General features: G+C 53.9%; 11 protein-coding genes and 2 tRNA genes. 2 read left to right on the top strand and 11 right to left on the bottom strand.

Translation table 11 applies throughout. The features are described 5' to 3' along the window. Positions 1–136: 136 nt before the first annotated feature. Positions 137–619, top strand: coding sequence for a zinc ribbon-containing protein (locus OMR58_RS20065; RefSeq protein ID WP_264546763.1), 483 nt, complete (start codon positions 137–139; stop codon positions 617–619). Positions 620–709: 90 nt separating this feature from the next. Here OMR58_RS20065 and OMR58_RS20060 read toward each other — a convergent pair whose 3' ends face one another. The 9 genes from OMR58_RS20060 to miaB form a co-directional block, all read right to left on the bottom strand. Next, complete coding sequence (locus tag OMR58_RS20060; RefSeq protein WP_105591041.1) at positions 710–1,435, bottom strand: amino acid ABC transporter ATP-binding protein; 726 nt, start codon at positions 1,433–1,435, stop codon at positions 710–712. Then, positions 1,436–2,113 (bottom strand): glutamate/aspartate ABC transporter permease GltK, encoded by a 678-nt coding sequence (gene gltK, locus OMR58_RS20055; RefSeq protein ID WP_200559839.1) that lies wholly within the window; start codon positions 2,111–2,113, stop codon positions 1,436–1,438. Beyond that, complete coding sequence (locus tag OMR58_RS20050) at positions 2,113–2,853, bottom strand: amino acid ABC transporter permease (RefSeq protein ID WP_105591043.1); 741 nt, start codon at positions 2,851–2,853, stop codon at positions 2,113–2,115. Before OMR58_RS20050 ends, gltK begins: the two co-directional genes overlap by 1 nt. A 193-nt stretch (positions 2,854–3,046) precedes the next feature. Continuing rightward, positions 3,047–3,967 (bottom strand): amino acid ABC transporter substrate-binding protein, encoded by a 921-nt coding sequence (locus OMR58_RS20045; RefSeq protein ID WP_105591044.1) that lies wholly within the window; start codon positions 3,965–3,967, stop codon positions 3,047–3,049. 593 nt (positions 3,968–4,560) lie between these two features. Continuing rightward, positions 4,561–6,102: an apolipoprotein N-acyltransferase gene (gene lnt, locus OMR58_RS20040; protein ID WP_264546762.1), complete on the bottom strand. Its 1,542-nt coding sequence runs from the start codon at positions 6,100–6,102 to the stop codon at positions 4,561–4,563. 7 nt (positions 6,103–6,109) lie between these two features. Then, the gene (corC, locus tag OMR58_RS20035; protein ID WP_105591046.1) at positions 6,110–6,988 is read right to left on the bottom strand and encodes a CNNM family magnesium/cobalt transport protein CorC; all 879 of its coding nucleotides are present in this window, start codon (positions 6,986–6,988) and stop codon (positions 6,110–6,112) included. 83 nt (positions 6,989–7,071) lie between these two features. Then, positions 7,072–7,539 carry an rRNA maturation RNase YbeY gene (gene ybeY, locus OMR58_RS20030; protein ID WP_200547372.1) on the bottom strand — a complete coding sequence of 156 codons (468 nt, stop codon included), beginning with the start codon at positions 7,537–7,539 and terminating at the stop codon, positions 7,072–7,074. Beyond that, the gene (locus tag OMR58_RS20025) at positions 7,536–8,600 is read right to left on the bottom strand and encodes a PhoH family protein (RefSeq protein WP_105591048.1); all 1,065 of its coding nucleotides are present in this window, start codon (positions 8,598–8,600) and stop codon (positions 7,536–7,538) included. Before OMR58_RS20025 ends, ybeY begins: the two co-directional genes overlap by 4 nt. A 204-nt stretch (positions 8,601–8,804) precedes the next feature. Beyond that, positions 8,805–10,229: a tRNA (N6-isopentenyl adenosine(37)-C2)-methylthiotransferase MiaB gene (miaB, locus tag OMR58_RS20020; RefSeq protein WP_264546761.1), complete on the bottom strand. Its 1,425-nt coding sequence runs from the start codon at positions 10,227–10,229 to the stop codon at positions 8,805–8,807. A 179-nt stretch (positions 10,230–10,408) separates the two neighbouring features. On the opposite strand from miaB, the gene ubiF reads away from it, so the two are divergent. Beyond that, on the top strand, positions 10,409–11,587 hold the full coding sequence (ubiF, locus tag OMR58_RS20015) for a 3-demethoxyubiquinol 3-hydroxylase (protein WP_264546760.1): 1,179 nt from the start codon (positions 10,409–10,411) through the stop codon (positions 11,585–11,587). Positions 11,588–11,718: 131 nt separating this feature from the next. Here ubiF and OMR58_RS20010 read toward each other — a convergent pair. Beyond that, positions 11,719–11,793, bottom strand: a tRNA-Gln gene (locus OMR58_RS20010). A 68-nt stretch (positions 11,794–11,861) separates the two neighbouring features. Further along, positions 11,862–11,936, bottom strand: a tRNA-Gln gene (locus tag OMR58_RS20005).

Here is an 11,936-nt window from a genome sequence, read left to right as displayed (position 1 = left end):
ACAGTAAGCGAGCGGCGAGGCGGCATTTCTCTTTAAGCTGGAAGCGCTGCGGCAAATTTGTGCAATGAAAAGCCGTATTTTTTGTACAGGAACTAGAATGATAGGGAAATGCTTTCGTTATCAATAAGGAGAGTCCATGAACAAGGTTGCTCAGTACTATCGCGAGTTTATTTCATCCTTAACGAAGCGCCTGGAGCAGGGTGAGCGTGACATTGATGCGCTGGTAGACAGCGCGCGGCAGCGGATGAATAACCGTGGCGAACTGACCCGCAGCGAAATTGATGACGTTACGCGAGCGGTTCGCCGCGATCTGGAAGAGTTCGCGCGCAGCTATGCTGAAAACGAACAGGAACTCGGCGACAGCGTGTTTATGCGCGTCATTCGCCAGAGCCTGTGGAAAGAACTGGCTGATATTAGCGATAAAAGCCAGCTTGAGTGGCGTGAGGTGTTTCAGGATCTGAATCATCACGGTGTGTATCAAAGCGGTGAAGTGGTTGGGTTGGGAAATCTGGTATGTGAGAAATGCCAGTACACTCGTGCCATCTATACGCCGGAGGTATTAACCCGCTGCTCAGAGTGTGGGCACGATCAGTTTCAGCGTCAGCCGTTTGAACCGTAGGCTGGGAGTCGGAGAAGGGTGAAATCGGTATCCGGATAAAGTGAAAATATCATTCTCCGGATACCGTTTTTTAGCTATGAGAAGTCCGCCTTAATGCAGGATTTTCGCCAGGAACTCTTTTGCGCGCTCCGACTGCGGGTTGTTGAAGAAGTCATCCTTCGGTGAATCTTCCACAATTTTACCTTCGTCCATAAAGATCACCCGGTTAGCCACTTTACGGGCAAAGCCCATCTCGTGTGTCACCACCATCATGGTCATTCCTTCATTCGCCAGCTCAACCATTACATCCAGCACTTCGTTGATCATTTCCGGGTCCAGCGCTGAGGTGGGTTCATCAAACAGCATGGCGATCGGGTCCATGCACAGCGCGCGCGCGATGGCCACGCGCTGCTGCTGGCCGCCGGAAAGCTGCCCCGGGAACTTGTTTGCGTGTGCTCCCAGCCCGACGCGCTCCAGCAGCTTCAGTCCTTTCTGACGCGCCTCATCTTTATTACGTTTAAGAACCTTGACCTGCGCCAGAGTCAGGTTTTCAACGATGGAAAGGTGGGGAAACAGCTCAAAGTGCTGGAACACCATGCCAACGCGTGAACGCAATTGCGCAAGATTGGTACGTTTATCATTCACCGCCGTGCCGTTCACTTCAATCACGCCCTGCTGGATGGGTTCCAGGCCGTTGACGGTTTTTATCAGCGTGGATTTACCGGAGCCGGAAGGGCCGCAGACCACCACCACTTCACCTTTCGTCACTTCCGTTGAGCAGTCGGTCAGCACCTGAAATTGACCATACCACTTAGAAACATTTTTCAGGGTAATCATTTAAGCAGTCCTTTTTTTCTTTAAATAGCTGACCAACAGCGAAGCACTGAGGCTGATAACAAAATAAACCGCGCCGGCAAACAGCACCATCTCAATTTCCGTACCGTTGTTGATTCCGATGGTATCGGCTGTGCGGAAGAAATCGGCAAGGCTCAGAACGTAAACCAGTGAGGTGTCCTGGAACAAAACGATACCCTGGGTGAGCAGCAGCGGTACCATCGCGCGAAACGCCTGCGGCAGAATGATTAGCTGCATTGACTGCCACTTGGTCATCCCCAGCGCCAGCGCGGCGTTGCCCTGACCACGGGCAATACTCAGTATCCCGGCGCGGATAATTTCGGAGTAGTATGCGGCTTCAAACAGCGAGAAGGCCACCATGGCTGAAATCAGGCGGATATCCGTTTTGGGCGACAGCCCCAGTACCTGCTGCAGGAAACTCGGAACCACCAGATAGAACCACAGCAGTACCATCACCAGCGGCACTGAGCGGAACAGGTTGACGTACAGGCGGGCAAACCAGCTGACGACGGTAATCGACGACAGCCGCATTACCGCCAGCAGGGTGCCCCAGATGATGCCGAAGATTACCGCCGTAATTGTGATTTTCAGGGTAACAACCATACCGTTCCACAGGAACGGCAGGTTGGGCACGATGGTGCTCCAGTCAAATTCGTACATTATTTTCCTCCCGTATTGCCGGGCAGGCGCACTTTACGTTCAACCAGGCTCATCAGCAGCATAATCACCGCATTGATGGCGATATAGGCCAGCGTAATAGCCGTAAATGATTCATAGGCGTGCGCGGAGTAATCCAGCAGTTTGCCCGCCTGCGCCGCCATATCCACCAGACCAATGGTTGAAGCGATCGCCGAGTTTTTTACCAGGTTCAGCATTTCAGAGGTCATTGGCGGCACGATAACGCGATAGGCATTAGGCAGCAGGACGTAACGGTAGGTTTGTGGCAGCGTCAGCCCCATTGCCAGACCGGCGTTTTTCTGCCCGGAAGGCAGGGACTGAATGGCTGCACGGACCTGCTCGCACACGCGCGCGGCGGTAAACAGCCCCAGGCAGAGTACCGAACAGGTGAAGAACTGAATATTCGGGTCCAGCTCTGATTTAAACCACATGCCGATGCTTTCGGGCAGCAGTTCCGGGACAACCAGATACCAGATAAAGAACTGGACGATCAGCGGCACGTTGCGGAAAAGCTCAACGTAGCAGGTGCCCAGCGTAGACAGCCATCGGTTAGGAACGGTGCGCAAAATGCCAAACAGCGATCCAACCAGCAGAGCGATAATCCAGGCGCAGACTGAGACGGCAACGGTGACCTGGAAACCAGACCATAGCCAGCCAAGGTAGGTGGTATTACCGAACGGGGCCTGTTGCAGGAAGATACCCCAGTTCCAATCAATTGACATAAACGACTCCGGTAAAAAAAGGGTAGCGGCTGCTACCCTGAAGATTGATGAGAGGCCCTGATGTACGCTACGGGGAACGACCGCTTAATACCTTAGCCAGGCTGCGTGACTGAGTGCCACATCAGCCTGGCCGTGTCTGTCCGGGCCTGTGTTCAACAATCGTAGGGCAGCAGACTGCCCTTTATTTTCGTTATTAATTCATTGCCTTGTCGTTAGGAGACTTGAACAGCGCTTTCATATCGTCAGACAGATCGAAGTCCATGGTCATGTTTTTCGGTGGGATTGGCTGTTTAAACCATTTATCAAACCATTTTGCCGCTTCGCCGGACGTCTGTGCCTGCGCAATGGTGTCGTCCATCAGCTTCTTAAATTCGCCATCGCCCTTACGCAGCATACAGCCGTAGGCCTCGTGTGACTGCGGCGTGCCGAGGATTTCCCAGTTAGATGGTTTCTTCGCTTTTGCGCGTTCACCGGCCAGCAGTGCATCATCCATCATAAAGGCCACCGCGCGGCCGCTTTCCAGGGTACGGAAGGAGTCACCGTGATCTTTGGCGCTGATAATGCGCATGTCCATTTTCTGCTCATCATTCAGCTTGTTCAGCAGAATTTCAGACGTCGTACCGGAAGTCACTACGACGCTTTTCCCTTTCAGGTCAGCGAAGTCTTTAATCGGGCCACCTTTTTTCACCAACAGGCGGGTACCCACAACGAAGATGCTGTCAGAGAACGCGGCCTGTTTCTGGCGTTCCAGGTTGTTGGTGGTGGAACCGCACTCGAAATCGTAGGTGCCGTTTTGCAGCAGCGGGATGCGGTTCTGTGACGTGATTGGCAGCAGTTTAACCTGCAGGTCAGGCTTGTTGAGTTTCTTTTTGATTGCTTCAACGATGGCGTCGGAGTATGCCTGAGAATAACCCACCACTTTTTGCTGATTATCGTAGTAGGAGAACGGGACGGATGATTCACGGTGGCCCACGACGATGACGCCGTTTTTAGCAATTTTTTCCAGGGTCTGAGTTTGTGCATCAGCGGCCTGTGGTGCAGCGTCTTCCGCATGTGCAATACCGGAGGCAAAACCAGCCAGTGCAAGGCAAAGCCCCAGTTTCCGTAATTTCATGTTCCAACTCCTTTGCAGTTGTGGCGTTAATTAAACTACGCCGACGTGATGTTGTGTGTATTTCCAGCTGTTTATCTGTTTTATGTACAGCGGTTAACGTGGTCTTTCTCAAATAACATAGCCGAATGTTAACGGCAGGATACGAAAAAGTTTCCTTTTTGCGAGTCATGCCGCACCAATCTGGCGCCTGATGGCTCGCTCCGCTCCATGGTGGTGCGAAGAATGCCCTTTTATGGTGCGCATGGCGTTTCATCGTGACTTTGTTGAGGGCGACACACGTTTTCACGGAAATATTTTGCAATCATCGTGCCAACGGCGGCTTTTTAACAAAAGTGCAGCATAAACGGCGAGCGCGATGATGGATGCTATCGAGATGGCGAAGCCCAGCCCAGCCCGGAAGTGGAAGGCAGATGGTTGGCGAAGAGCATATATGCGTTAGAAGAACAGAATGTGAAACTTGCAGAGGTCGGAAGCCGAAGTGGAAAAGGCAGAAAAGGTCTGGCGAGGGAAAATGCCGCGAAGGTAACAGGGGGAGGACATCTTGAATGAAGCACAAAATACGGAGCCAGCGAAAAGGCTGGCTCCGGGAGGATTTAACGTTGAGCCCCGCGTGAGCGCCAGCAGCACAGTGCGCCCACCGCGGCGAAGAGCAGCGTGATAAACCACACGCCCCAGTTACCGATACGCGCGTAAGGCGTCAGGCCCGTCGTCGGCGTGACTTTTGCGGAGAGCACCTCGGCGGTGAACTGAGGAATCATCTGGCTGATATCCCCTTTAGCGTCCACGATAGCCGTTACGCCATTATTGGTGCTGCGCAGCAGAGGACGACCCAGCTCCAGCGCGCGCATCTGCGCCATTTGCAGATGCTGCCATGGGCCTATGGAATGGCCAAACCAGGCATCGTTTGAGATAGTCAGCAGGAAGTTAGTATCCGGCTGGAAGTTATCCCGCACCTGCTGACCCAGTACGATTTCGTAGCAAATCGCGGCAGTCAGATTAAAGCCCGCCACTTTGAGCTGTGGCTGAATGTAACTGCCACGGCTGAAAGAGGACATCGGCAGATCGAAGAACGGCGCCAGCGGGCGCAGCAGCGATTCCAGCGGAACGAATTCACCAAAAGGCACCAGGTGATTTTTCTGGTAGCGGTTACCGCTGAAGTAGTTATAAGGCTGTGGACCACCCAGCACGATGATCGAGTTGTAATCGTGGTAGCGATTATTTTCGAGGCGTGAGTCAACAATACCGGTAATCAGGCTGCTGCCGCCGTTACGAAGCTGCTCATCAACTTCTTTCAGGAACGGCTGTTGGCGCGTTTCAAGATCGGGAATGGCTGACTCCGGCCAGATAATAATCGGCGCTTTACCAACGTATGGACGGCTGAGCGCGGTATAGGTTTTTAGCGTATTAACCAGCTGGTTAGGGTCCCATTTCATCGATTGTGCGATGTTGCCCTGCACCAGCGCCACGTCAACGGTGCGTTCCGGCAGCGGCTGGAACCAGTTGATCAGGCGCAGCGGACACGGCAGTAAAAGCAGGGCCAGGGCGATGATACCCGCACTCAAGCGCCGCTGATTGGCGGCAAAGACCAACAAACCCGCTATTATCATCAGCAGGAAGGTGATGCCCTCCACGCCGAGCAGCGGTGCCAGTCCTTTTAAAGGGCCGTTAATTTGGCTGTAGCCGAACTGAAGCCACGGGAAGCCGGTTAATATCCAGCCGCGTAAAAACTCTGTCACCTGCCAGAGTACCGGTGCTGCCAGCACCAGCCGCAGCAGCGTGGTTTTTGGGAACAGACGGTTTAGCAGGGTGGTAAACAGCATCGGATACAGCGACAAATAGGCTGCCAGCAGAACCACGAGGAAGATATTCACCGGTCCTGGCATACCGCCAAAGGTGGCGATACTGACATAGACCCAGTTGATACCGCTGCCGAAAAGGCCGAAGCCCCATGCGAAGCCAATTGCGCAGGCCTGCCGCGTTGTGCGGTTCAGCGTCAGCGCCTGGAGCCCGATTAAAGAAACAAGGGCGGCAGGCCAGAAATCATAGGGTGAGAAAGAAAGGGTGCCAGCGGCACCCGTTAACAGCGCGAGCAGCAGGCGAACCCGCTGGCGCTGGCAAATTGAGGCAATTGCCATAAGGTAATTACTCTTCCAGAGTGGGCTGTGGCGAGTTTTCCGGAACCCTGACGTGGACCTGGATGATACGGCGGCTGTCGGCCATGGCGACTTTAAACTGGTAGCCGTCGATTTCGATGCTCTCTCCGCGAGCCGGGAGATGGCCGAAACCCTGCATCACCAGTCCACCAATTGTATCCACCTCTTCATCGCTGAAGTGGGTGCCGAATACCTCATTAAAGTCTTCAATCGGGGCTAACGCACGCACGGTATAGGTATGACGGCTCAGCTGACGGATATCACGATCTTCCTCATCGTCATATTCATCTTCAATTTCACCAACGATCAATTCGAGAATATCTTCGATGGTCACCAGACCGGAAACGCCACCAAACTCATCGATGACGATCGCCATGTGGTAGCGCTGCGAGCGGAACTCTTTTAGCATGCGGTCAACACGCTTACTCTCCGGTACTACAACGGCCTGGCGCAGAACTTTTTCTATACTGAACGGCTCGGAACTGCTGCTCATAAACGGCAGCAGATCTTTCGCCATCAGGATGCCTTCAACATGGTCCTTGTCTTCACTGATCACCGGGAAGCGCGAGTGGGCAGAGTCAATGATCACCGCCAGGCACTCTTCCAGCGTTTGATTGCGCTTGAGCGTGATCATCTGCGAGCGGGGGATCATAATATCGCGTACACGCTGTTCGGCGATATCCATCACCCCCTCCAGCATATCCCGTGTATCCGGATCGATCAGTTCGTTCTGCTCGGAATCACGGATTAGCTCAAGCAGGTCATCACGGTTTTTAGGCTCACCGTGGAAAAGCTGGTTGAGGATCAGGCTAAAAAATCCCTTTTTACTACTGGGACTGTCGTTATTCTGTGAATGGTCATCGCTCATGGCGTTTTTGAGTTAGTCTCTCTGTTAAGGGATCGGCTGCCCCCGCAGGGGCAAGGCGTACAGCAAGCTGGATACGCCAGTACTTATTCTTTCTCCGAAATGTACGGATCGGGATAGCCAAGAGCAAGCATTATCTCGGTCTCCAGCGATTCCATCTCTTCGGCTTCGTCATCTTCGATGTGATCATAACCTAATAAATGCAGGCTACCGTGGATCACCATGTGCGCCCAGTGCGCCTCCAGCGCTTTTTCCTGCTCCAGCGCTTCCTGTTCTACAACCTGACGGCAGATAATCAGATCGCCCAGCAGGGGAAGTTCTATCCCCGGCGGTGCTTCAAACGGGAAAGAGAGAACGTTGGTAGGCTTGTCCTTGCCGCGATACGTATGGTTTAACTCATGGCTTTCGGCTTCATCCACCACGCGAATAGTAACTTCACTTTCCGGCTGAAACTGCGGCAGCACGGCTTCCAGCCAGCGGCGGAAATCGGCTTCCGGTGGCAGCCCCTGTTCACTTTCACAGGCTAACTGCAGGTCAAGAATGACTGTACTCATTTGGGCTCCTGTGAAGCGGCCTGCTGCAGGGCGAGCGCTTCACGTTTACGTTCTTCTGCCAGGGCATCGCGCCGTTTTTGATCGGCACTTTCCCAGGCCTCATAGGCAATAACAATTCGGGCAACGACCGGGTGGCGCACTACGTCTTCACTGTGGAAGAAGTTGAAGCTCAGTTCCGGTACGTCGGATAACACTTCAATCGCGTGGCGCAGACCGGATTTCAGGTTGCGCGGCAGATCGATCTGGGTCACGTCACCGGTAATCACCGCTCTTGAGTTGAAGCCAATACGCGTCAGGAACATCTTCATCTGTTCGATGGTGGTGTTCTGGCTTTCGTCCAGAATGATAAACGCGTCATTCAGGGTACGGCCGCGCATATAGGCCAGCGGAGCCACTTCGATTACGTTGCGCTCAATCAGTTTCTCTACGCGTTCAAAGCCCAGCATCTCAAACAGGGCGTCATACAGCGGGCGCAGATAAGGATCGACCTTCTGGCTGAGATCGCCGGGCAGGAAACCCAGCTTCTCGCCAGCTTCCACTGCCGGGCGGGTCAGCAGGATACGGCGTATTTCCTGCCGCTCAAGGGCATCTACTGCTGCGGCCACCGCCAGGTAGGTTTTACCGGTACCCGCAGGCCCGATGCCAAAAGTGACGTCGTGGTCGAGAATATTGGCAATATACTGCGCCTGATTAGGCGTACGTGGCTTGATGACGCCGCGCTTGGTCTTAATGTGAATCGCTTTACCAAAGTCAGGCACGCTTTCAGCGGTCTGCTCCAATACCCGGCTCTCTTTAATTGCCAGGTGAATTTGTTCCGGATCGATATCCGGGATATGGCCACGCACGGGGGCAGTATCCACGTAAAGATCGCGCAGGATGTCCACGGCGGCATTAACACAGAGCGCACGGCCTACCAGCTTAAACGCATTATCGCGGCGATTTATTTCAATCCCAAGACGGCGCTCCAACTGCTTAATGTTGTCGTCGAACGGACCACAGAGGCTCAACAGCCGGGTGTTATCGGCCGGTTCTAAAGTAATTTCACGTGTTTCAATATTCAAACTAATCCTTTGGGTCACTCAGGGCCAGGTTGAGAAAATGGGCTTCACCGACTTAAGCGCCAGTGCCATAAGGGAATTATTTATGGCGAGGCGCAAAGGTGCAAGCGTCTCAAGCGATATTTGGGCTGAGATTTCAGAAACCAACCGTCGTTGCATGAAATAATGCGGCGAACTGGAAGGCTCGCCGCATTTATGAAGACGGGATCAGGGTTGGAATGACCCTACGCCCAGCTCGTTTTCTTTACGAGTGCGGGCAATCACCGAGGCAGGGGATTCAATACTGCGCAGGCCCATCTGTTCTTCGCTGCGCACCAGCACGCCGCGCAGTGAGTTGGTGTAAACATCCACGATTTCGACATCAACGAATTTGCCGATATGTCCTGGCGTACCTTCAAAGTTGACCACGCGATTATTTTCCGTGCGGCCTGAAAGTTCCATCACATTCTTACGCGAGGTGCCTTCGACCAAAATTCGCTGGACTGTACCGAGCATGCGGCGGCTCCACGCCATCGCCTGCTGGTTAATGCGGTCCTGCAAAATATACAGGCGCTGCTTCTTCTCTTCTTCAGACACATCGTCAGGGAGGTCGGCGGCAGGCGTACCGGGGCGCGCGGAGTAGATAAAGCTAAAGCTGACGTCGAAGTTGATTTCGCCAACCAGCTTCATGGTCTGTTCAAAGTCGGCCTGAGTTTCGCCCGGGAAGCCGATGATAAAGTCGGAGCTCATCTGAATATCGGGCCGTGCGGCCAACAGCTTACGAATAATCGCTTTATATTCCAGCGCGGTATGTGAACGCTTCATCAGCGTGAGTATGCGGTCGGCACCGCTTTGTACCGGCAGATGCAGGAAGCTGACCAGTTCAGGCGTATCGCGATAGACGTCAATAATGTCGTCAGTAAATTCAATCGGATGACTGGTGGTGAAACGAATGCGGTCAATACCGTCAATGGCGGCGACCAGGCGCAGCAATTCGGCAAACGTGCAGATACCGCCGTCGTAAGTTTCGCCCCGATAGGCGTTAACGTTTTGCCCCAACAGGTTGACTTCACGCACGCCCTGAGCGGCGAGCTGAGCAATTTCAAACAGAATGTCATCCGAAGGTCGGCTGACCTCTTCACCACGCGTATAGGGCACCACGCAGAACGTACAGTACTTATTGCAGCCTTCCATGATAGAAACAAAAGCAGTAGGACCGTCCGCGCGCGGTTCTGGCATGCGGTCGAATTTTTCAATTTCCGGGAAGCTGATATCCACCACCGGGCTTTTGGTGCCGCGAACGGTGTTGATCATTTCCGGCAGGCGATGCAGGGTTTGCGGGCCAAAAACAATATCCACGCAGCTGGCACGCTGACGAATATGTTCACCCTCCTGCGATGCCACACAGCCACCCACGCCGATAATGACGTCCGGTCGCGCTTCTTTCAGTTTTCGCCAACGGCCAAGCAGATTGAAAACCTTTTCCTGAGCCTTTTCACGAATTGAGCAGGTGTTGAGCAGCAGTACGTCAGCGTCTTCCGCTTCTTCGGTCAGCGTATAGCCGTGGGTGCTGTTTAACAGGTCAGCCATTTTGGATGAATCATACTCATTCATCTGGCAGCCCCAGGTTTTAATATGCAGTTTTTTTGTCATCGACTTGCCATTTGTCATGCAGAAAAGAGTGCAGGGCGCGTATCCTATTGTTTCGCGACCAGTGAAACTGAGGTAACGGGGTTAAAATCCGGTACACTTACTAACTATCAGGATAACAGAATTCGCCCGGCGAGGTGTAGCTGTAGAGCATATTTGGCAACGCCGGTGAAGGAAAAACAATGACAGAAAATGAGCAGAAGGTAGATGTGGCCATTGTGGGCGGTGGCATGGTGGGTGCCGCGCTGGCCAGTGGTCTGGCACAGCATGGGTTTGAGGTAGCGGTGCTGGAGCAGGAAGCCCCGGTGGATTTTGATCCGGTCAGTCCTCCCGATGTGCGTATCTCAGCTATTGGTGCTGCATCCGTCGCTTTACTCAAACAGCTTGATGTCTGGCCAGCGGTTACCGCGATGCGCTGTTCGCCCTATCGTCGGCTGGAAACCTGGGAGTGGCAGACGGCTCAGGTCTCCTTTGATGCCGCCTCGCTTGGACTGCCGGAACTCGGCTATATGGTGGAGAACAGCGTGTTGCAGCGGGCACTGTGGCAGCGCTTGCAACAGCAGCCCGTGCGGATAATCTGCCCCACGCGGTTGCAGAGTTTACAACCGGTCAACGGTGGCTGGCAGCTAACGCTGGACGGCGGTCAGCGGCTGAGTACTCGTCTGGTGATTGGTGCTGACGGGGCCAATTCTCAGGTGCGCCAGATGGCTGGTATTGGTATTCGCGGCTGGAATTATGCTCAGTCCTGTATGTTAATCAGCGTGCGCTGTGAGCATGATGCGGGAGATACCACCTGGCAGCAGTTTACTCCGCAGGGGCCACGTGCATTTCTGCCGTTGTTTGATAACTGGGCATCACTGGTCTGGTATGACAGCCCGGCGCGCATTCGCCAGCTACAGGCGATGCCGATCCCTCAGCTGCAAAAAGAAGTTGCTGCACATTTCCCGGCGCGGTTAGGCAAAGTGACTGCCGTGGCGGCCGGATCGTTCCCGCTGGTACGCCGGCATGCCATTGACTACGTCAAACCAGGCCTTGCGCTGGTGGGGGATGCGGCACACACCATTAATCCGCTGGCAGGGCAGGGTGTAAACCTCGGCTATCGCGATGTGGATGCGTTGATCAACGTGCTGAGTGAATCACGTCTGCGTGCTGAAGACTGGGCCTCTGAAGCGGTGTTGCTGCGTTATCAGCGTCATCGCCAGAAAGATAATCAGCTGATGCAGAGCGGCATGGATCTGTTCTATTTCGCCTTCAGCAACCAGCTGGGCCCGTTGAAGCTTGTACGTAATCTGGGATTGATGGCGGCACAGCATTCCGGCGGGCTGAAGCGACAGGCGTTGCGGTACGCGCTGGGACTGTAGTTTTACTCCGGGTAGGTTAACCGCCTGCCCGTTAATCCATAGCGCGGTCTGTTTTGAGAGTGCTGTATGCGACTGGAATTTCACGATCGGCAGACGTAAAAAAGCCCGCTTGCGCGGGCTTCTTTACTTTATGGCTGGGGTGCAGGGATTCGAACCCCGGAATGCTGGTATCAGAAACCAGAGCCTTACCACTTGGCGACACCCCAATTTTTACTGCGACTGGCGAACCAGGCGACTTTTACTTTGCGACTTAATACAACCAGCCGTCTTTATATGGCTGGGGTGCAGGGATTCGAACCCCGGAATGCTGGTATCAGAAACCAGAGCCTTACCACTTGGCGACACCCCA

The sequence above is a fragment of the Erwinia sp. INIA01 genome (assembly GCF_025947915.1).
Lineage (GTDB): Bacteria > Pseudomonadota > Gammaproteobacteria > Enterobacterales > Enterobacteriaceae > Erwinia > Erwinia coffeiphila.
This window is presented reverse-complemented; position numbering and strand designations above follow the sequence as displayed.